The following is a 25,330-nucleotide window of genomic DNA, read 5'->3' as shown; positions in this document are numbered from 1 at the left end:
GGGTCAGCGCCCGAAGTTCTGGGTCCAGTACCCGCCCGCCAGCCCGACGCCGATCGTCGACAGCGAGCAGTCGAGGATGTTGCGGCGATGCCCCGGTGAGGCCATCCAGTCCGCGACCACGGTGGCCGCGTCCGGCTGCCCGGCGGCGATGTTCTCCGCGCCGGGCGAAGGGTGACCGGCCGCGGTCATCCGGTCGGCGAAGCTCCGGCCGTCGCGGCTGTCGTGCGCGAAGTAGCCGTTCGCGGCCATGTCCTCGCTGTGGCCCTGGGCGGCCGCGTTGATCCGCGGGTCCACCTGCAGTGCGCTGCAGCCCGCAGCCGCTCGCTCGACGTTGGTGAGCTCCACGACCAGGGCGAGCTGTCCGGTGAGCCCGGTGGGGGGCGGTGCCGGGCGGGCGGCGCCGCGGCCCGCGTCGCGCCCGGCGCCCGCGCCGGGAGGGGGTGAGGTGTGCTGCGCCGCAGCGGCGTCGCGCGCGGCCCGGTGCGCCCCGGCGGCCGCGATCGCCGCATCGGCAGCGGCGCCCGGGTCGGCGGGGGCGCCCGTGAGGGCGTCACGGGCCGCCCACGCGGCGTCCAGCGCCGGTGGCGGCGCCGGATCGGCGGGGACGGGGCCGGCCATGGGGAGCCCGGCCGACGCCGCGCCTGCCGGGCGCAGCGGGACGGTCTGCTCGACCGAACCGGTCGGATCGGGTGGCGCGACACCCAGCGGTGTCACGGGGGCGGCCATGGCCAGCACGGCGCCCGCACCGACCCCGCCGAGCATCGTCCTGGCGGCGCGCGGTGAACGTGATCTTGTCACGGTCGGGTAACGTACCAGCATTGTGAGTGGCAACACAGGTTCGGCCGTTCGGCTTACCGCATGGGTCCAGGGAGACGTGCAGGGCGTAGGTTTCCGCTGGTGGACGCGCTCGCGGGCGCTGGAGCTGGGACTCACCGGGCAGGCCCGGAACCTGCCCGACGGACGGGTCGCGGTGACCGCGGAGGGTGGACCCGCGGCCTGTCAGCAGCTGCTCGGGCTGCTCCGCGGCCCCGGCACCCCGGGCCGGGTGACCGCGGTGGCGGAGCAGTGGGGTGAGCCGACCGGGGCGTTCGACGGCTTCACCGAGGCCTGAGCGGGCCGGCCGGGCCCGGGCGGGTCGCCCCGGAACGGCGGCCCGCCCCCGGTAGCCTGGCGGCTTCCCCCGCAGCTGGAGACCACGCCCGTGCACCTGAAGACGCTGACGATGAAGGGCTTCAAGTCCTTCGCCTCGGCCACCACACTGCGGCTGGAACCGGGGATCACCTGTGTGGTCGGACCCAACGGGTCGGGCAAGTCCAACGTGGTGGACGCGATCAGCTGGGTGCTCGGCGAGCAGGGCGCCAAGGCGCTGCGCGGCGGCAAGATGGAGGACGTCATCTTCGCCGGCACCTCCGGCCGCGCGCCGCTGGGCCGGGCCGAGGTGACGCTGACCATCGACAACAGCGACGGGGCGCTGCCGATCGACTACTCCGAGGTCTCGGTGACCCGGCGGATGTTCCGCGACGGGGCGGGCGAGTACGAGATCAACGGCTCGCGCGCCCGGCTGCTGGACGTGCAGGAGCTGCTCTCCGACTCGGGCATCGGCCGGGAGATGCACGTGATCGTCGGGCAGGGGCAGCTGGACGGCGTGCTGCAGTCCCGGCCGGAGGACCGGCGCGCCTACATCGAGGAGGCTGCGGGCGTCCTCAAGCACCGCAAGCGCAAGGAGAAGGCGCTGCGGAAGCTCGACGCGATGCAGGCCAACCTGACCCGGCTCACCGACCTCACCGCCGAGCTGCGCCGCCAGCTCAAGCCGCTGGGCAGGCAGGCCGAGATCGCGCGGCGTGCGCAGTCGGTGCAGACCGACCTGCGTGACGCCCGGCTCCGGCTCGCCGCCGACGACGTCGTGACCCTGCAGGAGGAGGTCGCCCGCGAGGAGGCGGGCCAGGAGCAGGCCCGGCGCCGGCGCGTCGAGGTCGAGGAACAGCTCGCCGCGGCCCGGGAGAGCGAGCAGGAGCTGGCGGCCGCCCTCGCCGAGGACGCGCCGCGGCTGGCCGCGGCCCAGGACACCTGGTACCAGCTGTCCGCGCTGGCCGAGCGGTTGCGCGGGACGGTCCGGCTCGCGCAGGAACGGGTCCGGCACCTCATGTCCTCCGATGCCGCCGAGCGCACCCCCGGACGGGACCCCGACGAGACCGAGGCCGAGGCGGACGCGATCGCCGAGCAGGAGGAGGAACTGGTCGGCGCGGTCGCGCAGGCCCGCCGCCGGCTCGACGAGGTGATCGCGGAGAAGGCGGAGCGCGAGCGCACCCTGGCCGCCGCCGAGCGTGAGCACATGGCCGCGGTGCGGGCGCTCGCCGACCGCCGGGCCGGCATCGCGACCCTCGCCGGGAAGGCCGACGCGTTGCGCTCGGGGGCCGCCGCGACCGCCGAGGAGATCGAACGGTTGTCCGAGGCGCTGTCCGAGGCGTCCGCCCGGACCGAGCAGGCGCAGGCCGAGCTGGAGTCGGCGCGGGAGGCGCTGGGTATCGAGTCCGGCGACGACGAGGACGCGCTCGCCGCCCGGGTCGAGCAGGCCGAGGCCGCGCACCGGGCGGCCGCCGAGCGGGTCGCGGAGCTGGTGCGCGCCGAGCGTGACGCCGAGCAGCGCCGGGCGCACTGGCGGGCCAGGGTGGACGCCCTCGGGGTCGGCCTGGTCCGCCGGGACGGTGCCGGTGCACTGCTGGACTCCGCGCCGGACGGGGTGTGGGGGGCCGTCGCCGAGCTCGTCGTCGTCGATCCGGCCGGGCGGGCCGCGGTGACGGCCGCGCTGGGCGACGTCGGCGAGGGAGTGGCCGTCGCGTCGGTGCCCGCGGCGGCCGCTGCGCTGCGGGCGTTGCGTTCCGGGGACGCAGGCCGGGCCGCGCTGCTGGTCGGCGGCGGTGCGGGTGCCGGCGGAGCCGAGGACGCCCCGGTCCCGGTCGCCGTGCCCGACGGGGACCCGCCGGCGGGTCGATGGGCCGCCGGGTTCGTCAGTGCCCCGCCGGGGCTCGGTGCGGCGCTCGCCGCGCTGCTGCACGACGTCGTCGTGGTCGACGATCTGGATGCTGCGGCGGCCGCGCTGGCGGCCCGTCCCGGGTTGACCGCCGTCACCACCGAGGGCGACCTGCTGACCGCACACGCCGCCCGGGGTGGTGCCGACGCCGGGGAGGGGGCCCTGCAGCTGCAGGCCGCGGTGGACGACGCGATCGCGGAGCGCGACGCCGTGGACGCCGAGCTGGAGTCACTGCGGCCGACCATCGAGGGTGCCCGGGCCGAGGAGCAGGCCAGGGCCGGTGACCTGCAGCGCGCCAGGGCCGCTGCCGCCGAGGCGGAGAAGCGGCGTTCCGCAGCGGCCGCCCAGCTCGGGCGGCTGGAGCAGGTCGTCACCTCGGCCGGGGCCGAGGCGCAGCGGTTGCGCGAGCGCCGCGACACCGTGGAGGCCCGCCGGTCGGAGTCGTTGATCGAGCTGGAGGCCGCCGAGTACCAGCTCTCCCTCGCCGAGGACGTCCCGGTCGACGACGAGCCGGACACCGAGCTGCGCGACGAGGCCGCCGAGCGAGTCGAGGAGGTCCGTTCCGAGGAGGTCGAGTGCCGGTTGGCGCTGCGCACCGCGGAGGAACGGGCCCGGGCGATCGCCGGGCGCGCGGAGTCGCTGCGCCGGCAGGCGCAGTCCGAGCGCCAGGCCAGGTCGCGGGCCGCGGCGGCCGCGCAGGAGCGGGAACGGGCCGGTGAGATCGCCCGGCTGGTCGTCGAGGGCGGAGAGGTGGCGGTCGCGCGGATCGAGGTCTCGCTCGCGGCCGCGGCCGCAGAGCGCGACGAGATCCAGGCGGCGCGCGCCGACCGGGACCGCGCGCACCGGGAGGCGCGGGACGCGGTGACCCGGTTGACGGCGCTGCTGGAGAAGCTGACCGACGCCGTGCACCGGGAGGAGATGGTGCGTCAGCAGACCCGGATGCGTCTCGAGCAGCTGACCGAGCGGATCCTCGCCGAGCACGGCATCGGGATCGACGACCTGGTCGCCGAGTACGGGCCGGACGTGCCGGTCCCGGCGTCGGAGGCGGAGATCGCCGAGTACGAGGCGGCCCGCGAGCGTGGCGAGCAGGTGTCGGCGCCGCCGCCGGTGCCCTACGACCGGGCCACCCAGGAGCGCAGGCGCAAGCGGGCCGAGAAGGACCTCGCCCAGCTGGGCAAGGTCAATCCGCTGGCGCTGGAGGAGTTCGCGGCGCTCGAGGAGCGCTACCGGTTCCTGTCCACCCAGCTCGAGGATCTCAAGAACACCCGCCGTGACCTGCTGACCGTGGTCCGGGAGGTGGACGACCGGATCCTCGAGGTGTTCACCACCGCCTACCACGACGTTGCCCGCGAGTTCGAGACGGTCTTCGCGACGCTGTTCCCCGGTGGCGACGGTCGTCTCGTCCTGACCGACCCCGACGACATGCTGACCACCGGCATCGAGGTGGAGGCCCGGCCGCCGGGCAAGAAGGTGAAGCGGTTGTCGCTGCTCTCGGGTGGTGAGCGGTCGCTGACCGCGATGGCGCTGCTGGTCGCGATCTTCCGGGCGCGCCCGTCGCCGTTCTACGTTCTCGACGAGATCGAGGCGGCGCTCGACGACGTCAACCTCCGCAGGCTGATCTCGCTGATGGAGGAGCTGCGCGCGGCCAGCCAGTTGATCGTCATCACCCACCAGAAGCCGACGATGGAGATCGCCGACGCGTTGTACGGCGTCTCCATGCGCGGCGACGGCATCACCCAGGTGATCTCGCAGCGGTTGCGGCCTGCCTCCTGACCGCCGGGCGCGACGCGTCCCGGTGTCGCGCGCGGCCCGGGACCGGGGCGTGGCAGGGTTGTGCGGGTGACCACGCAGACCATCTGGATCGTCGTCGCGGTCGTCGTCGCCGTGCTGTTGCTCGCCGTCCTCGCCGGGGTGTTGATCGCCCGGAGACGGCGGATCAGTCTGCGCGCCGACGACGAGCCGAAGCCCGAGCTCGGGACCGACCGGCGACCACCACGCACCGGCGGCAGCTATCAGGCCGGCGGCGGGTTCGACTTCGCGTCGGGCACGGCCACGGCGCCGGAGCGCCCGGACGGCACGGCGGCGGAGCGCCCTGGCGACACGGCGGCCGAGCCTCCCGCCGCCCCGGCACGCCCCGAGGCGCGGCCGGGCGTCGACGAGGGACCCACCGCCGACGAGGTACGCACGCCCCCCGGTGGCACGCCGGTCGTCGGGGGCGCCACCGAGGCCCGGACGCCCCCCGGCGGTATCCCGGTCAGCACCGCCCCGCCGGTCACCTCCGGTGGGGCGCCGAGCGGCCCGACCGTGCGGACCGAACCCGGCCCCGTGGGCCCCGGGGACCGGGACACCGGTGCGCCCGGCGAGGAGCGGGACGGTGGCCGGGGCGTCGCTGCTCCCGGCGGGGGCCGGGGCGTCGATACTCCCGGCGGGAGCCGGGGCGTCGATACTCCCGGCGGGAGCCGGGTCATCGACACGGCCGAGGCCAGCAAGGACCCGGAGACCCGGCAGCTCGCCCGCCCCGGGGCCGCCCCCTCCGGAGCGGTCACGTCGGCCGACGCAGCGGTCACCGAGCAGCTCCCGGCACCCGGGACCGCTCCGACGGAGCCGGTCGCCCGGCCGGACGCCGACCCCGGCACGGCTCCCACCGGGGCCCCGGCCCCGGCGACCACCGGTACCCCCGCGCCCGCCGCCGACCCGGCCGCACCCGTCGCGCCGGCGCCGCCCGCCGAACAGATCACCCCCGCCGAGGGCCGGATCGGCCGTCTGCGCGGCCGGCTGTCGCGCTCCCGGTCCGGGCTCGGGCAGAGCCTGCTCGGCCTGCTCGGCGCCGGTGACCTCGACGACGAGTCCTGGGAGGACGTCGAAGCCACCCTGCTCCAGGCCGACCTCGGACCGGAGATGACCGAGGAGATCTCCGGGCGGCTGCGCGAGCAGCTCGCCGCCCGCGGCGTGCGCACCGCCGAGCAGGTCCGCCAGACCCTGCACGACGTGCTGGTGGAGGCACTGGACACCGGCCAGAACCGGTCCGTGCACGCGCTGCCGCACGACGGCCGTCCCGCGGTGGTGCTCGTCGTCGGGGTGAACGGCACCGGGAAGACCACCACCACCGGCAAGCTCGCCCGGGTGCTGGTCGCCGGGGGCCGCCGGGTCACCCTCGGTGCCGCGGACACGTTCCGGGCCGCGGCTGCCGAGCAGCTCGTCACCTGGGGTGAGCGCTCCGGTGCGGATGTCGTGCGCGGGCCGGAGGGCGCCGACCCGGCGTCGGTCGCCTTCGAGGCGGTCAAGCGCGGCACCGACGACGCCGTGGACGCCGTCCTGCTCGACACCGCGGGCCGGTTGCACACCAAGACCGGTCTGATGGACGAGCTGGGCAAGGTGAAGCGGGTGGTGGAGAAGCAGGCCCGGGTCGACGAGGTGCTGCTCGTGCTGGACGCCACGACCGGGCAGAACGGGTTGACCCAGGCCCGGGTGTTCGGCGAGGTCGTCGACGTCACCGGGATCGCGCTCACGAAGCTGGACGGCACCGCGAAGGGCGGGATCGTGTTCCGGGTCCAGCGTGAGCTCGGCGTCCCGGTGAAGCTCGTGGGTCTCGGCGAGGGGCCCGACGATCTCGCGCCGTTCGAGCCGAAGGCGTTCGTGGACGCCCTGCTGAACTGACGGCGCTGAACTGACGGCGCTGGACCGACGGCGCTGGACCGACGCCGCGGCACGGTCACGGCCCGGCGGGTGGCACCCCGCTGGGCCGTGCGGTGGATCACGAACAGGATCATTCGGGCGACAAATCGTCCCCCGCATCCGGTCGGGTAACAGAACCGTCATACACCCGGGAGCCGTGTTAACCACTGCGAAACAGCTCGGCGCCGAATGCGAAACACGCGAACATCATTCTTCCCTCCCAGTCGGACACCGACAGACGTGGGAGGGAAGACAGACCGTGGAGCTCAACAGCGGCGATACCGCCTTCATTTTGGCGAGTGCTGCGTTCGTACTGCTCATGACGCCAGGAGTGGCCCTGTTCTACGGGGGTCAGGCCCGCTCCAAGAGCGTGCTGAACATGATGATGATGTGTTTCAGCTCGCTGGGACTCGTCGGCGTCCTCTGGATCCTGTACGGCTACTCGATGACGTTCGGGACCGACATCGGCGGGGGCCTGCTGGGCAACCCGTTCGAGGCGTTCGGTCTCAGCTCGGTCCTCGCGAACGACGAGGCCGCCAACTCGCTTCCGGACCTGGCGTTCGTCAGCTTCCAGGCGATGTTCGCGATCCTGACCGTCGCCCTGATCGCGGGTGCGGCGGCGGACCGGATGAAGTTCGGCGCCTGGCTGCTGTTCGCCGGTCTCTGGGCCACCCTGGTCTACTTCCCGGTCGCGCACTGGGTCTTCGACCTGGACAACGGCTGGATCGCCTCGAGCCTGGGCGCGCTGGACTTCGCCGGTGGTACCGCGGTCCACATCAACGCCGGTATCGCGGCCCTGGTGCTCTGCATCATCATGGGCAAGCGCCGCGGCTGGCCGCGTGAGGCGATGCGCCCGCACAACCTGACGATGGTCATGCTCGGTGCGGGTCTGCTGTGGTTCGGCTGGTTCGGGTTCAACGCCGGTTCCTCCGGTGCCGCCGACTGGGCCGCCGCCTTCGCCTTCACCAACACGATCGCCGCGACCGCCGCCGCCATCCTGGGCTGGCTGATCGTGGAGAAGATCCGCTACGGCAAGGCCACCTCGCTGGGTGCCGCGTCGGGCATCGTCGCCGGTCTGGTCGCGATCACCCCGGCCTGTGCCGCGGTGTCCCCGATCGGCGCCCTGATCATCGGTGCGATCGGTGGTGCGCTGAGCGCCTGGGCCGTCGGCCTGAAGTACAAGCTGGGTTACGACGACTCGTTCGACGTCGTCGGCGTGCACTTCGTCGCCGGCCTCTGGGGCACCCTGGCCATCGGCCTGTTCGCCACCGAGATCGCGCCGGACGAGACCAACGGCCTGTTCTACGGCGGCGGTATCGGTCAGCTGGGCATCCAGGCGGTCGCCGCGCTGGCCACGATCGTCTACTGCGCCGTGGTCACCGCGATCATCGTCTACATCGTGAAGTTCACCATCGGTCTGCGGGTCGACGACGAGGCCGAGCAGACCGGCATCGACGAGGCCGAGCACGCGGAGACCGGCTACGAGTTCTCCGGCCTGCGTGGCGGCAGCGGCCTCGGCTCGGCGCCGAAGCCCTCCGCGGGCGCCTCGCCGACCACCCCGGCGAAGCAGGAGGCCTGACCCATGAAGCTCGTGACAGCCATCGTCAAGCCGTTCGTCCTCGAGGACGTCAAGGGCGCGCTGGAGCAGATCGGCGTGCTCGGTCTGACGATCAGCGAGGTGCAGGGCTACGGCCGGCAGAAGGGGCACACCGAGGTCTACCGGGGTGCGGAGTACTCGGTCGACTTCGTGCCGAAGGTGCGGGTCGAGGTCGTCGTGGACGACGCCCTGCTGGACAAGGTGGTCGACGCGGTCGTCGAGGCCGCCCGCACCGGCAAGATCGGTGACGGCAAGGTCTGGGTGACCTCGGTCGAGACCGTCGTCCGGGTGCGGACCGGCGAGCGCGGCTCCGACGCCATCTGAGAACGGGTACCGACGGGCGGGCCCGTCGCATCTCCCCCCGAGGTGCGGCGGGCCCGTCCGATGTCCGGCCACGAACCGGACATACCGGCCCCGGCGGGTGTCGGCACGGGGACGTCAGGATCGAACGGAAGGTGGGTGGCGCAGGGCGATGACGGTCCTCGGGTCGGGCGAGGCGGCGGACCTGGTCAAGGCGAAGTCGGTCCTGTTGGAGTCCAACGGTCGGCACCACCACGGTCCGGAGGCGTTACGGGCCGCGTTGGTCGACCTGCACGACTTCTGGCTCTCGTCGCGGTGCGCGACGCTCGGCCTCGGTGGCGACGGGGGTGGCGTCGCGCTGGTCGCCGTCGGGGCGCTCGGCCGCCGCGAGCTCTGTCCCTATTCCGACCTGGATCTGGTGCTGCTGCACGACGGGCGCAAGGAGATCGACACCCTCGCCGAGCAGCTCTGGTACCCGCTGTGGGACGCCGGGATCGGACTGGACCATTCGGTCCGGACCCCCGGCCAGGCCGTACAGGTCGCGACGACCGACCTGCGGGCCGCGCTCGGGTTGCTGGAGGCGCGGCACATCGCGGGCGACGGCGCACTCTCGGGCAAGGTCCGCGACGCCGTCCGGAAGGCCTGGCGGGCCGGTATCCGGAACCGGTTCGACGAGATCGTGGAGACCACCACGGAGCGCTGGCGCCGCAACGGCGATGTCGCGCACCGGATCGAGCCCGACCTGAAGAACGGTCACGGCGGCCTGCGTGACATCCAGCTGATCGACGCGCTGGCCACCGCCCAACTGGTGGACCGCCCGTCGACCGAGATCGCCGAGGCCCGCACCCTGCTGCTGAACGTCCGCACCGAGCTGCACCGGCTCTCCGGGCGGGCCCGGGACGTGCTGCGCGCCCAGGACGCCGACGAGATCGCGGCGAGCGTCGGGTTCTCCGACGTCGGGGACCGTTTCGACCTGGCCCGCGCGCTGTCCGGGGCGGCCCGCGCCGTCGCGTTCGGCGCGGAGGTCGGTCTGCGTCAGGCCCGCCACGCGCTGCCCCGGCGCGGGCTGGCGGCGCTGCGCAGGGCACCGGTGCGCCGTCCGCTGGACTCCGGCGTCGTCGAGCACGGCGGTGAGGTCGGCCTGGCCCGCGACGCCTCGGCCGCGAAGGACCCGGCCCTGGTGCTGCGGGTCGCCGCCACCGCGTCGCGCACCGGCCTGCCGATCTCGGCCGGGACGCTGACCCGGCTCGCCGACACCGCCCCGGAGCTGCGCGCACCGTGGCCGCGGGCGGCGCTGGCGGAGCTGCTGGCGCTGCTCGGAACCGGGGAGGCGATGATCGACGTGATCGAGTCGCTGGACCGCACCGGGCTGTGGGGGCGGCTGTTCCCCGAGTGGGGCGCCGTGCGTGATCTGCCGCCCCGGGACCGCACGCACGTCTGGACGGTCGACCGGCACCTGGTCGAGGTGTGCGCGCAGGCCGCCCGGCTGACCACCCGGGTGGCCCGGCCGGACCTGCTGCTCCTCGGCGCCCTGCTGCACGACATCGGCAAGGGCCGCGGTGGCGACCACTCGGTGGTCGGGGAGTCGCTGGTCCGCCAGATCGGCGAGCGACTGGGGTTGCGCGAGGCCGACGTCGTGCTGCTCGCCGCGATGGTCCGCCACCATCTCCTGCTCCCGCACACCGCCACCCGGCGTGATCCGGAGGATCCGGCGACCGTGACCCGGGTGCTGGACACCCTGCGGGGCGCCGTCGGCGCCGACGACGAGCGGGTCGCGGTGCTGGTGGAGCTGCTCGACGCGCTCGCCGAGGCCGATTCGCTGGGGACCGGACCGGGGGTGTGGAGCCCGTGGCGGCGCACCCTGATCCAGGGGTTGTCCGGGCGTTGCCTGAGCGCGCTCGACGGACGGCCGTTCCTCGAACCGGGTCCGCCGGACCCGGCGTACAAGGAGATGGTGGAGGCGGTCGCCGAGGACGGTGCGCCGCAGGTCCGGTTCTCCACCGGGGACGACGTGGCGACCCTGGCCGTCGCGCTGCCGGACGGGCGCGGTGTGCTGTCCGCGGTCGCCGGGGTCGTCGCGCTGCACTCCCTGCAGGTGCACACGGCGGACGTCACGGTCACCGGAGGGCCGGGTGTGCCGGGATCACCTCCGGTGACCCCGGCAGGGGCGGGGCCGGGTGCGGTGACGTCCGGTGCACCGCCGGTGGCCGTGCTCACGTTCGCGGTGACGCCCCGCTTCGGCGGGCTGCCGGACCCGGCGCTGCTCCGGTCCGATCTGGTCCGCATCCTCGACGGTTCGCTGGCCCTGCCGGAGGCGCTCGTCCGCAAGGAACGCGACTACGCGCCCTCGACCCCCGAGGTGGAACGGACCGCGCCGCCGCGGGTGCTCTGGTTCGACGACGAGGCGACCGGGGCCGTCGTGCTGGAGCTGCGGGGCACCGACCGGATCGGGCTGCTGCACCACGTCACCGCTGCCCTGGAACGGGCCGGGGTCGACCTGCTGTGGGCGAGGGTGGAGACCCTGGGCGCCTCGGTCGTCGACTCCTTCGGCATCGCCGGGGCACCGGACCGGCCCGCCCGCCGTGAGATCGAGCGGGCGGTGCTGGCCGCCGCGGCCGCTCGCCAGCTCAGCTGACCGCGCCCCGCCGCCCGCGTGTCCGTCTGCCGGTCACCGGGTCCGTGCGGTCCCGCCGTCCCGGGGGGCCGCACGGGTCCGCCGCGTTCGCGCGGGGTGCGGGCCCGGGCGGCTGCGGCGGCCTCGTGCGAAGGGGTCGGCGGGGTGACCCCGCGCGGCGGGGTGGTCCGCCGTGTTCGTGGTGGAACGATCCGTGAGCACCGGTCGTTGCCATCGGCATGAGCCGTGCGCATGCCGTCGATCCGTTCGTCGTCCGGCTCCCCGGCCGGACCCTGCTGCTGGTCGCCGGCCTGCCCGGGGCAGGGAAGTCCACCCTGCTGGCGGCGATGACGGCCCCGGCCGGTGCCCGGGTGCTCGACTCCGGTGCCGCCCGCGCGGCTCTCGCGCGCAGGCTCCCCGGCGCCGTGCCGTACGCGTGGTACCGCTGGCTCACCCACCTGGCGCACCGGAGCGGTGTCCTGCTGGCCTGCGCCGGGCGGGCGGACACCGTGGTGGTCCACCTCCCCGCGACCTCACCCGCGGTGCGTGCGGCCGTCCGGGCGCTGGCCAGGGTGGCACGCCGGGAGCCGCACCTGCTGTGGTTGGACGTGCCCGCCGACCAGGCGCTCGCCGGGCAGCGGGCCCGCGGGCGGGTGGTGCGGTCACGGTCGTTCGCGGTACACGTCGAACGCGCCCGGGGGACCTCCGAACGGCTGCGCGCGGGCCGCGAGCGGGGCTGGACATCGGTCCGCATCGCGGATCGCTCCGGCGCCCGCCGGGGGCTGGCACTGGCAAAGTAGGCTGGTAAGGGTGTTCGACTCCCTCTCCGAGCGGCTCGGATCCACGCTGCGTGACCTCCGCGGCAAGGGCCGGCTCTCCGACGCCGACATCGACGCCACCGCGCGCGAGATCCGGATCGCCCTGCTGGAGGCGGACGTCGCCCTGCCGGTGGTCCGCCAGTTCATCAACCGGGTCAAGGAGCGGGCCAAGAGTGCCGAGGTCTCGCAGGCCCTGAACCCGGCCCAGCAGGTCGTCAAGATCGTCAACGCCGAGCTCGTGGCGATCCTCGGTGGCGAGACGCGCCGGCTGAACCTCGCGAAGGAACCGCCGACCGTCATCATGCTGGCCGGCCTGCAGGGTGCCGGAAAGACCACCCTGGCGGGCAAGCTGGCCCGCTGGCTCAAGGGGCAGGGTCACACGCCGCTGCTGGTCGCCTGCGACCTGCAGCGCCCCAACGCGGTGAACCAGTTGCAGATCGTCGGGGAGCGCGCCGGCGTGCCGACCTTCGCGCCGCACCCGGGCACGACCGGTTCCGGCGAGCCGGCCGGGACCGCGGCGCACCCGCCCGGTGACCCGGTCGGCGTCGCCCGCGACGGCGTCGCGTACGCCCGTGACAAGCAGTACGACGTGGTCGTCATCGACACCGCGGGCCGGCTGGGCGTCGACGAGGAGCTGATGCGCCAGGCGTCCGAGATCCGGACGGCGGTGCAGCCCGACGAGGTCCTGTTCGTCGTGGACGCGATGATCGGTCAGGACGCCGTCGCCACCGCGGAGGCCTTCCGCGACGGCGTCGGATTCACCGGTGTCGTGCTGACCAAGCTCGACGGCGACGCCCGCGGTGGTGCCGCACTGAGTGTCCGAGAGGTCACCGGACAGCCGATCCTGTTCGCCTCCAACGGCGAGAAGCTCGAGGACTTCGACGTCTTCCACCCCGACCGGATGTCCTCGCGCATCCTCGGGATGGGTGACCTGCTGACCCTGATCGAGCAGGCCGAGCAGGTCTTCGACGCCGAGCAGTCGGCCGCCGCCGCGCAGAAGATCAGCTCCGGTGAGCTGTCGCTGGAGGACTTCCTCCAGCAGATGCTCCAGCTGCGCAAGATGGGGCCGATCGGCAACATCCTGAACATGCTCCCCGGTGCGAACCAGGGACAGATGAAGGCGGCGCTGGACCAGGTCGACGACAAGCAGATCGACCGGCTGCAGGCGATCATCCGGAGCATGACGCCCGCCGAGCGCGCCGACCCGAAGATGATCAACGCGTCCCGCCGGGTGCGCATCGCGAACGGCTCCGGTACCTCCGTTTCGGAGGTGAACGACCTGGTCAACCGCTTCTTCGAGGCCCGCAAGATGATGAAGCAGATGGCCGGTCAGTTCGGTCTCGGCGGTGGGCGGAGCGCGACGAAGAAGGTCCCGAAGAACCCGCGCAAGGCCCGGCAGGCCAAGAAGGGCCGGCGCAGCGGCAACCCGGCGAACCGGGCCGCGCAGGGCGCGCCGGACCTGTCGAGCCTCCCCCCGACGCTGCAGCAGCTGCCGCCCGGCCTCGGCTCCATGGACCAGCTCCCGCCGGGTTTCGACCCGTCCAAGCTGAACTTCGGGAAGAAGAAGTGACGTAGCCTCCGGGCCATGTCGGATCTTCCTGCCGCGGGGTGGCGGCTGCGCGGAACGTTGCTGGGTCCCGACGGTGCACAGGGCGCCGACCTCTACATCGACGGCTCCGGGCGGGTCAGCCCCGATCCGCTGCCCGGTGCCGAGGACCTGGCCACCGGCGGCTGGATCGTGCCCGGCCTCGTCGACGCGCACTGCCACGTGGGCCTGGGCCCGAACGGGCCGATCACGGATCTGGAGGAGTGCGCCGACCAGGCACGCACCGACCGGGACGCGGGGACCCTGCTGATCCGGGACTGCGGGTCGCCGGTGGACACCTCGGCCCTGCGGCTGCGCGAGGACCTCCCGGAGATCATCCGGGCCGGGCGGCACGTGGCCCGTCCCAAGCGCTACATCCCGGGCCTGGCCGCCGAGCTGGACGATCCACGACTGCTCGTCGAGGAGGTCCGCACCCAGGCCGCCCGTGGCGACGGCTGGGTGAAACTGGTCGGCGACTGGATCGACCGCGGCCTCGGCGACGGGGCCGATCTCGCCCCGCTCTGGCCGGACGAGGTGCTCGCCGAGGCCGTCGGAGCGGCCCACGAGATGGGAGCCCGGGTCACCGCGCACGTGTTCGGCACCGACGCGCTGCCCGGGCTGATCGGCGCCGGGATCGACTGCATCGAGCACGGCACCGGCCTGACCGACGACCTGATCTCCGAGATGGCCCGCCGCGGGACCGCGCTGGTCCCGACGCTGATCAACGTGGAGACGTTCCCGTCGATCGCGGAGCAGGCCACGAAGTACCCGCGTTACGCCGGGCACATGCGGGACCTGCACGCGCACGCCTGGGAGACGGTCGGCCGGGCGATCGAGGCCGGGGTGGCGGTCTACGCGGGCACCGACGCGGGCGGCGGCATCCGGCACGGCCGGATCGCCGACGAGGTCGCCGAGCTGGCGCGGGCCGGGCATCCGGACCCGATCGGCGCCGCCAGCTGGTCGGCGCGGGCGTGGCTGGGCCGCCCGGCCGGTCCCGTCGCGGGGGCGCCCGCCGATCTGGTCGTCTACGACCGTGATCCGCGCGACGACCTCGACGTGCTCCGGGACCCGTCGCTGGTCGTGATCAGGGGCCGTCGGGTATCTGTGGGGACATGAGTTCCACGCCGGGTCCCGCCGGCCACCCGTCGGACCCGGCGAGCCGCCCCGCCGGGTACGGCGCGCCGCAGCACGGCCCGGCCGCGTCGCAGTACGGCCCGGCCGGGCCGCCGTCGGTCACCGGCCCGGCCGGGCCGCCGCCCGGCCCCGGCGGGTCCGGGCCGCCGCAGCCGGGCCCGCCGCTCGGGCCGTTCGGGCTGAGCCCCTCACCGACCCCCCGGGTGCGCTGGGGGCTCTGGGCCTTCCTGGTCGTCGAGATCGTGTTCCTCGGCGCGTCGGTCGCGATGGCCTGGATCATCGACGTCGACTCCGCGGGCGGGGTGCTGCTGGCGATCGCGGTGCCGACGATGCTGGCGGCGCTGACCTGCGTGCTGTGGACGCTCTGGCGGGGCGACGGCCCGGTGGCGGACCTGGGCCTGCGGTGGCGCTGGGAGGACGTCGGCGTCGGTCTGCTGATCGGCATCGCCGGGCTGTTCGTCACCGTGCCGGCCGCGCTGCTCTACCTCTACCTGGTGGGCCCGGACGTCGGTACCTCGGTCGGGGTCGCGTTCGAGGGCATCACCGCCACCTGGCCGATCGCGCTCGGTGTGATGTTCGCGGTGGTGGTGATCGCGCCGGTCTGCGAGGAGATCGTCTACCGCGGGCTGCTCTGGAACGCGGTCGCGAAGTGGATCAGCAACCGCTGGGTGGTCTTCGTGATCACCACGCTGGTGTTCGCCATCGCCCACCTGGAGTTCCTGCGGGCCCCGCTGCTGTTCGTGGTGGCCCTGCCGCTGGGCGTGGCGCGCATCCTGACCGGCCGGATCACGGCCAGCATCGTGGCGCACGCGGTCAACAACTTCCTGCCCGGACTGGCCCTGGCCCTCATGCTGGTCGGGGCGCTGCCCGCGGTGTGAGCGCCGTCTGGCAGAATGACCGGTCGGGTCCGTGGCCGGCCCTCTACCAGCCACGGCCGATGACCTTCGAGTGAGCGAGCCCGTACCCCACGCGAGCGCCAGCTGACTCATCGCAGCACGACACGACATTCGCGAGGAGCACCACAGCGTGGCCGTCAAGATCAAGCTGATGCGTCTGGGCAAGATCCGTCAGCCGTACTACCGCGTCGTCGTCGCGGACTCCCGTACGCGCCGGAACGGTCGGGCCATCGAGACGATCGGCAAGTACCACCCGAAGAACGAGCCGAGCCTGATCGAGATCGACTCGCAGCGGGCGCAGTACTGGCTGGGTGTCGGCGCGCAGCCGACCGAGTCGGTGCAGAACCTGCTGGAGATCACCGGCGACTGGCAGAAGTTCAAGGGCCTGCCCGGTACCGAGGGCACCCTCAAGCCGCAGCCGGAGAAGGCCGACAAGCTCGCCCGGTTCCAGCAGGCGCTGGCCGAGGCGAACGACGAGCCGACCACCGCGGCCACCACGCCGAAGAAGAAGGGTGGCAACGAGCGGGTCGGCAAGACCGCGGACGCCGCCCCGGCCGAGGCCGCCACGAAGAGCGACGACGTCGTCGACGCCACCAAGGACGCCGACGCGCCTGCCGCCGAGTCGTGATCCGGCGGGTCACGGGCACCGCGGGAGCGACGGCATGAGCGTTCTCGCGGACGCGCTCGAGCATCTCGTGCGCGGCATCGTCGATCACCCCGACGACGTCCGGGTGGAGCTGGTGACCGGCCGGCGCGGCCGGATCCTCGAGGTCCGCGTGCATCCCGACGACCTGGGCAAGGTGATCGGCCGGGGCGGCCGGACCGCGACCGCGCTGCGCAACGTCATCGGTGGCGTGGGCGGCCGGGGGGTCCGGGTCGACGTGGTCGACACCGACCGGTGACGGGCCCCGTCCCGCACGACACCGACGCCGGCCGGGCCTCCGGGGACTCCTCGGAGGTCCTGGTCGGCGTCGTCGTGCGTGTGCACGGCCTGCGCGGTGAGGTCGTCGTCGACGCCCGGACCGACTCGCCGCGCGACCGGTTCGCGCCGGGGGCGGTGCTGCGGGCCGTCCGGCGCGGCGGCACCGGGCCGGCGGTGCTGACCGTCACCTCCGCCCGGCCGCACTCCGGTCGCTGGCTGGTCCTGTTCGACGGGGTGGCCGACCGGGACGCGGCGGAGGCGCTGCGCGGGGTGCAGCTGTTGCTCCCGACCGCCGAGCTGGACGCCCCGGAGGACCCGGACGAGTTCCACGTCCATCAGCTCACCGGGCTGCGGGCCGAGCTGGCCGACGGCACCGTCGCCGGCGAGGTCGTCGACGTCGTGCACGGCCCCGGTGGCTCGTTGCTCGTCGTCCGGCGCCCGGCCGGGCACGACGCGCTGGTCCCGTTCGTGGGCGCCATCGTCCCGACGGTGGACCTGGCGGGTGGACGCGTCGTCCTCGACCCGCCGGAGGGGCTGCTCGATCCGGCCGAGGACTGACTCCCTGCCTCGGGCCCGGTGACATCGCGTCACCGGGCCTTTCTCATGCTCCTGTTGTCAACTTCAGTTGACAACAGGAGCGCGTCAACCTATGTTGACAACCATGAGTGATGCGACGGCGGTGGCCGCGGCGGCGTCCAGCAAGGACCCGGCCGTCGGTCTCGCGGCGGTGGCGGCCCTGCGCGGGCTGCAGGAGTCCCTGGAGGAGCTCCAGGTGACCAACGCCCGTGACCAGGGCTGGTCCTGGCAGCAGATCGCCGAGGCGTTGCAGATCAGCCGGCAGGCGGTGCACAAGAAGTACCGCAGGCTCGGCCTGTAGAGGGGAGACGACCGTGTTCGAGAGGTTCACCGACCCGGCCCGGCAGGTCGTGGTCATCGCCCAGGAACAGGCGCGTGAGCGCGGGGCCGCCCGGATCGGGCCCGAGCACCTTCTGCTCGGGGTCCTGCGCTGCCCGGGCAGCCCGGGGGAGACGCTGCTGCGCGGGGCGGGGGTGGGGACGGCCGAGGTCGAGAGCGCGCTCGCCACGGGGACCGGTACGGCCGAGGCTCTGGCCACCCTGGGGATCGACCTCGACGAGGTCCGCCGGGCCGCCGAGGAGTCCTTCGGTCCCGGTGCGCTGGAGCGGCGCCGCAGCCGCCGGTGGTTCGCGGGACACATCCCGTTCGAGAAGGCGTCGAAGAAGAGCCTGGAGCTCGCGCTGCGCGAGGCCGTCCGGCTCGGTGACCGGCACATCGGCACCGAGCACGTGCTCCTCGGACTGCTGCACCCCGACCACGCGGCCTCGCGGGTGCTCGAACGGTACGGCGTCACGCTCGCCGGGATGCGCCGGGCCGTCGACGCACTGGACGGGCGCGGGGGCCGGCGCGCCGGCTGAGTGGTGATCCCGCCCCCGGGCCGCAGCACCTGCGGCGGACCCGCCCGGGGGCACCTCCAGGAACGGCCGGGACTGGCGTCCTGCGACGATCCGCCACGTGCGGATCGACGTCGTCACCATCTTCCCGGCCTACCTGGACCCGTTGCGCGAGGCGCTGCTCGGGCGCGCCGTCGAACGCGGACTGCTCGACGTGGCGGTGCACGACCTGCGCCGCTGGACGCACGACGTGCACCAGGCCGTCGACGACGCCCCGTACGGCGGCGGGCCGGGGATGGTGATGCGCCCCCAGGTGTGGGGCGAGGCACTGGACGAGGTCCTTGCGGCCGGGCCGCGACCGGCGCGGCTGGTGGTCCCGACACCGGCCGGGCGGCCGTTCACCCAGGCCACCGCGCGGGCCTGGGCGGCCGAGCCGCGGTTGGTGTTCGCCTGCGGCCGCTACGAGGGCATCGACGAGCGGGTGCTGCTCGACGCGCGGGCCAGGGGCGTCGAGGTCGACGAGGTCTCGATCGGGGACTACGTGCTCGTCGGTGGTGAGGCCGCGGTCCTGGTGATGGTCGAGGCGGTGGCCCGGCTGCTGCCCGGGGTGCTCGGGAACCCGCGCTCGGCGGAGGAGGACTCGTTCTCCGACGGGCTGCTCGAAGGGCCCTCCTACACCCGGCCGGAGATCTGGCGCGGGCTCGCCGTGCCGGAGGTGCTGCGCAGCGGCAACCACGCGGCGATCGCCCGCTGGCGCCGCGACCGCGCGCTGGAACGGACCCGCGATCGTCGTCCCGATCTGCTCGACGCCCTCCCGCCGGGCGCGCTCGACGCCACCGATCGCGCGGTGCTGGACGCCGGGCGGCACGGCCCGGACGCGGACTGAGCGGATCCGCGAGCGGTGCGGGTGCGGGCCGGCCCGGGTGCCCGCCCGACGGCTGCACCGACCGCCGGTCGGAGCCTCGTCACGGGGTCCGGCCCCGGTGGTCCCGGACCGATCGGACCACCGGGTGTCCGGACCGATCCGCCCGTCTGGCACTATGGACGGGTTGCCAGCGCCGTGTGCGGTGCCCGGTGACGGTGGTGCGTGCCGGTCGAGGCGATCGTGCGCCGCACGGGCCGTACCGGAGCCCGCCACCCGGACGAGCGGCCCACCGACGAGGTGCGGATCACCCGGGTGGCCCCGGGCGAGACCCGGAACGAGCCGGGGTGGCACCGCACGACCTGCACGAACACGCACGACACACGAGGACGGACCGTCGACATGAACACCCTGGACGCTCTGGAGGCGCAGACCCTGCGCTCCGACATCCCGAACTTCCGGCCCGGGGACACGCTCAAGGTGCACGTGAAGGTCATCGAGGGCAACCGGACCCGTACCCAGGTCTTCCAGGGTGTGGTCATCCGCCGGCACGGCTCCGGCGCCCGGGAGACCTTCACCGTCCGCAAGATCTCGTTCGGGGTCGGCGTCGAGCGCACCTTCCCGGTCCACACGCCGAACATCGACAAGATCGAGGTCGCGACCCGCGGCGACGTACGCCGGGCGAAGCTGTACTACCTCCGTGACCTGCGCGGCAAGGCCGCGAAGATCAAGGAGCGTCGCGAGGCCCCGTCCGCGTCCTGACCGTCACCCCGTCGTGACGGGCTGGTGACGTAATCTCGAACCGTGGCCTTCCCCGAGCTCCCCGATGACCGCCGGGCCCGCCCCCGGCGGTATCGCGGCAGCGATGCTCCCGAGCGCCCCGGTCGGCGACGGGCCCCCGAGGCCCCGCCGCCCGCGGCCGCCCACGGGGGCGCGGGGTCCGAGCAGGACTGGCTGCTGGGCGCGGCGCTGCAGCACGGCGTCCCGGCCCGTACCGATGACCCGGCCGAGCAGGAGTCCTACGGCGTCCGGACCCGGCACGCCGACCCCGAGCCCGGGGACGACCGTCCCGGCCGCTACCGCAACGGGTACGGCACCGTCGCCGGTGAGCGCCGGGCCCGGCACGGTTCCGGGCGCAACGGCGCCGCTCCCGGCCCGGACGCGAACCCCGATGGCCACCACTCGTCGTACGGTGCCGCCGAGGGGCCCGCGCGCAACGGTCACCAGCCGCCGCGCGCTGCAGGTGGCGGGCCGTCGCACGGCCCGGAGGGGTCGGCGGCCGACGGTGCCGACTCGCTGAGAGCCCGTTACGCCGGGCGGCTCGGTGAGGGCGGGGCCACCGGTACCGGCGGCCGCAGGCGCGCCGAGGACCGTTCCTGGCCGCCCGCCGGTCGCGCCCGCCGCGACGATGCCGAGCCCGGTCGCTCCCGCCGCGCCGACGACGGCGGCGACGCCCGCCCGAGGCGCGCCCGGCCCGAGATCGACGAGCCCCGCCCCGGGCGTCCCCGGCATCCGGAGGCCGGCGAGCCCCGCCCGGCGCGCACCGGCAGCCACCGGCGCGAGCGCGGGCCGGCGGACGCTCCGCCGAGGGGTCCGGGGGCCGAGCCGCGCATCGGCCACCGGCCGGTCGACGCACCGGGCAGGTCCGGTGGTCCCGTGACCGGCAGGCGGGCCGGTCCGGAGCAGCCCCGCGGGTTCGACCCCGCGGCCGGTGCCGGCCACCAGGACGGCCACCCCCGCCGGGCCGGTCGTGCGGACCGCCCGGACGGCGGGTACATCCGTCCCGGAGCGGTCGAGCGGTCCCTGCCACAGGTACCCGACGGGCCGCCCCGGCGCCGTGCGGCCGGGAGCGGGATCCCCGCGCGGTCGGCCCCGCCGGAGGGTCGGCACGGCGCCGACGCAGCCGCGCCCGCCGCCTACGACGACTCCGCGCGACGACGCCCGGCAGGTCCTGAGTTCCGGTCGGGCCCGGCCGTGCCCGCAACGGCGGGCCCCGTCGCGCCGACGGCACGCCCGGCGGCGCCGCCGCCGGGCCGGGTGCCCTCCGCCCCGCTCCCGCGCAGCCCGTTGCCGCCGGAGGAGACCACCGTGTTCGGCGGTCCTCCGGCACCGGCCCGCGTTCCGCAGCACGGTGCCCCGCCCGCCGACGAGGGATACGCCCCGGTCGACGAGGGGTTCGACGAGTCCGGTGAGGCCGGGTCGGTCGAGCCGGGCCGTCGTCGGGCGCGCCGGCCCGTCCCGGACGTGCCGGAGCCCGCCGACCAGGACCTCGACGAGCAGCCCGAGGAGGCCTCCGCCGACGAGGGCACGGCCGAACCGCCCGCGGGCAGGCGTGGCGGGCCGTCCGGGATCGCCGGGCGGATCGCCGCCCTGACCGGGCGGTCGAAGGCGACCCAGGGTGAGGACGGGGAGAAGCGCCAGCTGGCGTTCTGGAAGGAGATGTTGCTGCTCGCCGGCGTCGCGCTGCTGCTGACGGTGCTGATCCAGACGTTCCTGGCGAAGGTCTACGTGATCCCGTCCGGCTCGATGGAGACGACCCTGCACGGCTGCACCGGCTGCACCAACGACCGGGTCCTCGTCGACAAGGTGACCTACAACTTCACCGACATCTCGCCGGGTGACATCGTCGTGTTCCGGGGCACGGACGGCTGGAGCGCCGAGGGCTCGACCGCCGGTGGCGGATCGGCCAATCCGCTGCTGCGGGGCTTGGAGACCATCGGCTCGCTGGTCGGTTTCGCTCCACCGGACGAGAAGGACTTCGTCAAGCGGGTGATCGCCGTCGGTGGTCAGACGGTGGCCTGCTGCGACGCGTTGAACCAGGTCATGGTGGACGGCCAGCCCCTGGAGGAGCCCTACGTCTACTACCTGCCGGAGGCCGGCCCGGCCCGGCAGATCCCGTTCGGACCGGTGACGGTGCCCGAGGGCGAGTACTGGATGATGGGCGACTCCCGCAACAACTCCGCGGACTCCCGGGCGGCCGGGCACGGGCCGATCCCGGAGGAGAACGTCATCGGCAAGGCGCGGCTGATCGTGCTGCCCTTCGACCGGTTCGGCTGGCTCGGCTCGACCGACCCGCAGACCGCGACGGCGTCGGCGGGGCCGGGGCTGCCCGACGGTCTCCCGCTGGGGCTGGGCATGATGGGGGCCCTGCCGTTCGCACTCGGCCGCCGTCGCATGCTGCGCGCCCGCGCCGAGGCGGAGCGGTTCCTGCCCGCAGTGCGCCCCCCGTCGGGGTGGCGCCGGAGATCCTGACCGGGAGCAGCGTGCCGGTTCCCCCGTACCGAGGCCGACCGGCCGCGGCGGTCCGTCGCGCGCGACCGGTCCGGCGGCGCCCGCTCCGGGTGTTGCCCGACGGGTTGCGGCCCCCGCGCGCCGTGGTCCGCGACGCCGGCAGCTGGACCCTGCAGTCGGTGCTCCAGCGGCACGGTCTCGGCCCGGTCGCCGGGGTGGACGAGGCGGGTCGCGGTGCCAGCGCCGGGCCGCTGGTGGTCGCGGCGTGCGTACTGCGCCCGGGTGACGCGAGGGCGCTCGACGGGCTGACCGACTCCAAGCTGCTGACACCGGCCGCGCGGGAGTACTGGTTCGACCGGATCGTCCGGCGGGCCCTGGACCGGGCGGTGATCGTCGTCCCGCCGGCGGAGGTCGACCGGCGGGGGGTGCACGTCGCCAACATCGAGGGGATGCGGCGCGCGGTCGCCGCGCTCACGGTCGCACCGCCCGGGTACGTGCTCACCGACGGCTTCGCCGTGCGTGGCTTCGGTCGTCCCGCCCTCGCGGTGCCGAAGGGTGACCAGGTCGCGGCCTGCATCGCGGCCGCGTCGGTGCTGGCGAAGGTGACCCGGGACCGGATCATGACCGAGCTCGACACCGTGCACGACCGCTACGGGTTCGCCGTGCACAAGGGCTACAACACCCCGGAACACGAGGCGGCGTTGCACGAGTACGGGCCGTGCGCGGAGCACCGCTTCTCGTTCGCGAACGTCGCCGCGGTGGCCGGGCGCGGCGTGCCGACCGGGCTGGTCCACAATGAGGTCCGGAACGAGGAGGTCCCCGAGGACGTGGAGGGAGCCGCCGGCGAGGCGGGTCCGACTCGATGGGAGCCGATGGAGATCGTCACAGGAGGAGCGGGCCGGTGAGCGCCGAGGATCTCGAGAAGTACGAGACCGAGATGGAGCTCACGCTCTACAAGGAGTACCGGGACATCGTCGCCCAGTTCTCCTACGTGGTGGAGACGGAGCGCAGGTTCTACCTGGCGAACTCGGTGGACGTGGCGCCGCGCAACGCCGACGGCGAGGTCTACTTCGAGGTGCGCATGTCGGATGCGTGGGTGTGGGACATGTACCGGCCGGCGCGGTTCGTGAAGAACGTGCGGGTGGTGACGTTCAAGGACGTCAACATCGAGGAGCTGGACACCCCCGACCTGCGGTTGCCGGGCGACCAGGCGTTCCCGGGCTGAGCCGGGCCCCCGCCGAGTCTGCCGCACACCCCTGACGGTGCGGGGGCACGCGGACCGCGGCTCCGGGTGCCCGTCCCCAGGTGCCCGATCCGTCCACAGGTTCGCGATCAGTGGGTGCGACGCGTCCGCATGACCCGATCGTGGACCCATGGCAGCGAAGGACGAGCTCGGGCGCCGCGGTGAGGACACCGCCGCCGAGTACCTACAGCGGGAGCACGGGATGGTCGTGCTGTCGCGCAACTGGCGGTGCCGGGCGGGTGAGCTCGACATCGTCGCGAGCGACCGGGATCGGCGCCTCGTCGTCTGTGAGGTGAAGACCCGCTCCGGCACCCGTTTCGGCGAACCCGCCGAGGCGGTCACGGCGTACAAGATCCGGCGGATCCGGGGTCTCACGCACGAGTGGATGGCCGCGCACCGCCTGCCCTGGCTGGAGGTGCGATTCGACGTCGTCGCGGTGCTGATGCCACCGGGCCGGCCCCCGACCCTGGTGCACTATCCGGGCGCGTTCTGATGCCGGCGCCGGCACGGGTGTGGTCGGTCGCCCTGCACGGGGTCGACGGTGTCCCGGTCGAGATCGAGACGGTGGTCGGCGGCGGCATTCCCGGGGTCCATCTGGTCGGCTTGCCGGACGCGTCGCTGCAGGAGGCCAAGGACCGGGTGCGGTCGGCGGTGGTGCACTCGGGGCGGGACTGGCCGAACGAGCGGATCGTCCTGGCGCTGTCCCCGGCGACCCTGCGCAAGACCGGATCGCGTTTCGACGTGGCCCTGGCCTGCGGGGTGCTGGCGGCCACCGGATCGATCCCGCCGGAGCGGTTGCGGGGTACCGCGCTGCTGGGCGAGCTGGCGCTCGACGGCCGGTTGCGGCCGGTGCGCGGTGTGCTGCCGTGCCTGCTCGCCGCCCGGGAGGCGGGCATGAGGCGGGCGGTCGTGCCGCGCGCGGTGCTGGCCGAGGCAGCGCTGGTGGACGGTCTCGACGCGCGCGGCGCCGACCGGCTCACCGACGTGCTGGAGTGGGCCTCGGGCGATCGCGAGCTGGACCGGCCCTCCGCCACCGGTGTGCCGGAACCGGTCGCCGGGACCGAGGTCCCGGAGCTGTCCGACGTCCTGGGGCAGGACGATGCCCGGCGGGCCCTGGAGATCGCCGCGGCCGGCGGGCACCATCTGCTGATGGTCGGTCCCCCGGGGACCGGCAAGACGATGCTGGCCCAGCGGATCGTCGGCCTGCTCCCCGAGCTGGGCCGGTCCGAGGCGCTGCAACTGGCCGCGATCCGTTCGGTCGCCGGCCACCTCGGGCGGGCCGCGCCGCTGAGCGTGCTCGCTCCGTTCGTGGCACCGCACCACTCGGCGTCGGTCGCGGCGTTGCTCGGTGGCGGCAGCGGGGTGGCGCGGCCGGGAACGGTGTCGCTGGCGCACCGCGGGGTGCTCTTCCTCGACGAGTGTCCGCACTGGCCGGCGACCGCGCTGGACTCGCTGCGGACCCCGCTGGAGGAGGGTGAGGTGCGGCTGGCCCGGGCCGACGGGACGGTCCGCTACCCCGCGCGCTTCCAGCTGGTCCTGGCAGCCAATCCCTGTCCGTGCGCACCGCCGGTCGACCGGGACTGTCGATGCCGGCCCGACGTCCGCCGCCGCTACCTGTCCCGGCTGTCCGGTCCGCTGCTCGACCGGGTGGATCTGCGCGTGCAGATGTCCCCGGTGACGGTGCTCTCGGCGGCCGGGGAGCGCGGTGAGGACACCGCGACCGTCCGGGCCCGGGTGCTCGAGGCACGGGCGGCCGCCGTCGAGCGCTGGTCGGCCGACGGTTGGCGATGCAACGCCGAGGTGCCCGGTACCGTGCTGCGCTCCCGCTTCCGGCTGCCGCGGGCCGTGCTGGCCTCCCTGGAGGCGCGGCTGGAGGCGGGGGAGCTGACCGCGCGGGGGGTCGATCGGGCGATGCGGGTCGCCTGGACGCTCGCGGATCTGGCCGGTTCCGCCCGGCCCGGTCGCGCGGACGTGGATGCGGCGCTCTACTTCCGGGACCGGGGGGCGGCGTGA

23 protein-coding genes are annotated in these 25,330 nt (G+C 74.5%); 22 read left to right on the top strand and 1 reads right to left on the bottom strand.

The genetic code is table 11. From position 1 onward, the window contains the following. Nucleotides 1–3: 3 nt before the first annotated feature. Entirely contained in the window at nucleotides 4–798 is a 795-nt protein-coding gene (locus AB0J24_RS06255) for a CAP domain-containing protein (protein WP_358676241.1), read from the bottom strand. Nucleotides 799–820: 22 nt separating this feature from the next. Between AB0J24_RS06255 and AB0J24_RS06250 the strand changes: the two genes are divergently transcribed. From AB0J24_RS06250 to AB0J24_RS06145, 22 genes are all read left to right on the top strand, one after another. Further along, complete coding sequence (locus tag AB0J24_RS06250) at nucleotides 821–1,111, top strand: acylphosphatase (RefSeq protein WP_358676238.1); 291 nt, start codon at nucleotides 821–823, stop codon at nucleotides 1,109–1,111. A gap of 90 nt (nucleotides 1,112–1,201) precedes the next feature. Then, on the top strand, nucleotides 1,202–4,804 hold the full coding sequence (gene smc, locus AB0J24_RS06245) for a chromosome segregation protein SMC (RefSeq protein WP_358676235.1): 3,603 nt from the start codon (nucleotides 1,202–1,204) through the stop codon (nucleotides 4,802–4,804). A gap of 66 nt (nucleotides 4,805–4,870) precedes the next feature. After that, on the top strand, nucleotides 4,871–6,688 hold the full coding sequence (gene ftsY, locus AB0J24_RS06240; protein WP_358676232.1) for a signal recognition particle-docking protein FtsY: 1,818 nt from the start codon (nucleotides 4,871–4,873) through the stop codon (nucleotides 6,686–6,688). A gap of 277 nt (nucleotides 6,689–6,965) precedes the next feature. Next, nucleotides 6,966–8,285: an ammonium transporter gene (locus AB0J24_RS06235; protein ID WP_358676229.1), complete on the top strand. Its 1,320-nt coding sequence runs from the start codon at nucleotides 6,966–6,968 to the stop codon at nucleotides 8,283–8,285. A gap of 3 nt (nucleotides 8,286–8,288) precedes the next feature. Then, the gene (locus AB0J24_RS06230) at nucleotides 8,289–8,627 is read left to right on the top strand and encodes a P-II family nitrogen regulator (protein WP_358676226.1); all 339 of its coding nucleotides are present in this window, start codon (nucleotides 8,289–8,291) and stop codon (nucleotides 8,625–8,627) included. 148 nt (nucleotides 8,628–8,775) lie between these two features. Then, on the top strand, nucleotides 8,776–11,238 hold the full coding sequence (locus tag AB0J24_RS06225; protein ID WP_358676223.1) for a [protein-PII] uridylyltransferase: 2,463 nt from the start codon (nucleotides 8,776–8,778) through the stop codon (nucleotides 11,236–11,238). 218 nt (nucleotides 11,239–11,456) lie between these two features. Continuing rightward, nucleotides 11,457–12,017: an AAA family ATPase gene (locus tag AB0J24_RS06220; RefSeq protein ID WP_358676220.1), complete on the top strand. Its 561-nt coding sequence runs from the start codon at nucleotides 11,457–11,459 to the stop codon at nucleotides 12,015–12,017. A 10-nt stretch (nucleotides 12,018–12,027) separates the two neighbouring features. After that, the gene (gene ffh, locus AB0J24_RS06215; protein ID WP_358676217.1) at nucleotides 12,028–13,605 is read left to right on the top strand and encodes a signal recognition particle protein; all 1,578 of its coding nucleotides are present in this window, start codon (nucleotides 12,028–12,030) and stop codon (nucleotides 13,603–13,605) included. Between the two features lie 15 nt (nucleotides 13,606–13,620). Beyond that, nucleotides 13,621–14,736, top strand: a complete 1,116-nt coding sequence (locus AB0J24_RS06210) for an amidohydrolase family protein (protein WP_358676214.1) — start codon at nucleotides 13,621–13,623, stop codon at nucleotides 14,734–14,736. Next, nucleotides 14,733–15,632 (top strand): type II CAAX endopeptidase family protein, encoded by a 900-nt coding sequence (locus tag AB0J24_RS06205; RefSeq protein WP_358676211.1) that lies wholly within the window; start codon nucleotides 14,733–14,735, stop codon nucleotides 15,630–15,632. Before AB0J24_RS06210 ends, AB0J24_RS06205 begins: the two co-directional genes overlap by 4 nt. A gap of 148 nt (nucleotides 15,633–15,780) precedes the next feature. Continuing rightward, nucleotides 15,781–16,278 carry a 30S ribosomal protein S16 gene (gene rpsP / locus AB0J24_RS06200; RefSeq protein WP_358676208.1) on the top strand — a complete coding sequence of 166 codons (498 nt, stop codon included), beginning with the start codon at nucleotides 15,781–15,783 and terminating at the stop codon, nucleotides 16,276–16,278. A gap of 34 nt (nucleotides 16,279–16,312) precedes the next feature. Beyond that, nucleotides 16,313–16,552, top strand: a complete 240-nt coding sequence (locus AB0J24_RS06195; RefSeq protein WP_344028556.1) for an RNA-binding protein — start codon at nucleotides 16,313–16,315, stop codon at nucleotides 16,550–16,552. Next, nucleotides 16,549–17,130 carry a ribosome maturation factor RimM gene (rimM, locus tag AB0J24_RS06190; RefSeq protein WP_358676206.1) on the top strand — a complete coding sequence of 194 codons (582 nt, stop codon included), beginning with the start codon at nucleotides 16,549–16,551 and terminating at the stop codon, nucleotides 17,128–17,130. Before AB0J24_RS06195 ends, rimM begins: the two co-directional genes overlap by 4 nt. Nucleotides 17,131–17,233: 103 nt before the next feature. Beyond that, nucleotides 17,234–17,449, top strand: a complete 216-nt coding sequence (locus AB0J24_RS06185) for a helix-turn-helix domain-containing protein (protein ID WP_358676203.1) — start codon at nucleotides 17,234–17,236, stop codon at nucleotides 17,447–17,449. Between the two features lie 13 nt (nucleotides 17,450–17,462). Further along, a complete protein-coding gene (locus AB0J24_RS06180) occupies nucleotides 17,463–18,005 on the top strand; it encodes a Clp protease N-terminal domain-containing protein (RefSeq protein ID WP_358676200.1) in 543 nt (180 codons plus the stop codon). A 97-nt stretch (nucleotides 18,006–18,102) separates the two neighbouring features. Further along, nucleotides 18,103–18,867 (top strand): tRNA (guanosine(37)-N1)-methyltransferase TrmD, encoded by a 765-nt coding sequence (trmD, locus tag AB0J24_RS06175; protein WP_358676197.1) that lies wholly within the window; start codon nucleotides 18,103–18,105, stop codon nucleotides 18,865–18,867. A 378-nt stretch (nucleotides 18,868–19,245) separates the two neighbouring features. Beyond that, on the top strand, nucleotides 19,246–19,605 hold the full coding sequence (rplS, locus tag AB0J24_RS06170; RefSeq protein ID WP_358676194.1) for a 50S ribosomal protein L19: 360 nt from the start codon (nucleotides 19,246–19,248) through the stop codon (nucleotides 19,603–19,605). Nucleotides 19,606–19,647: 42 nt separating this feature from the next. After that, a complete protein-coding gene (lepB, locus tag AB0J24_RS06165) occupies nucleotides 19,648–22,095 on the top strand; it encodes a signal peptidase I (RefSeq protein WP_358676191.1) in 2,448 nt (815 codons plus the stop codon). A gap of 89 nt (nucleotides 22,096–22,184) precedes the next feature. Further along, nucleotides 22,185–22,979 carry a ribonuclease HII gene (locus tag AB0J24_RS06160; protein ID WP_358676188.1) on the top strand — a complete coding sequence of 265 codons (795 nt, stop codon included), beginning with the start codon at nucleotides 22,185–22,187 and terminating at the stop codon, nucleotides 22,977–22,979. Next, a complete protein-coding gene (locus AB0J24_RS06155; RefSeq protein WP_358676185.1) occupies nucleotides 22,976–23,299 on the top strand; it encodes a DUF2469 domain-containing protein in 324 nt (107 codons plus the stop codon). Before AB0J24_RS06160 ends, AB0J24_RS06155 begins: the two co-directional genes overlap by 4 nt. A gap of 148 nt (nucleotides 23,300–23,447) precedes the next feature. After that, entirely contained in the window at nucleotides 23,448–23,810 is a 363-nt protein-coding gene (locus AB0J24_RS06150) for a YraN family protein (protein ID WP_358676182.1), read from the top strand. After that, nucleotides 23,810–25,330, top strand: a complete 1,521-nt coding sequence (locus AB0J24_RS06145) for a YifB family Mg chelatase-like AAA ATPase (RefSeq protein ID WP_358676179.1) — start codon at nucleotides 23,810–23,812, stop codon at nucleotides 25,328–25,330. The genes AB0J24_RS06150 and AB0J24_RS06145 overlap by 1 nt, the downstream gene beginning before the upstream one ends.

It is taken from the genome of Pseudonocardia sp. NPDC049635 (assembly GCF_040659795.1).
In the GTDB taxonomy this organism is placed as follows: Bacteria; Actinomycetota; Actinomycetes; order Mycobacteriales; family Pseudonocardiaceae; genus Pseudonocardia.
The sequence above is the reverse complement of the archived record's forward strand: the minus strand, read 5'-3'. Positions and strand labels throughout refer to the sequence as shown.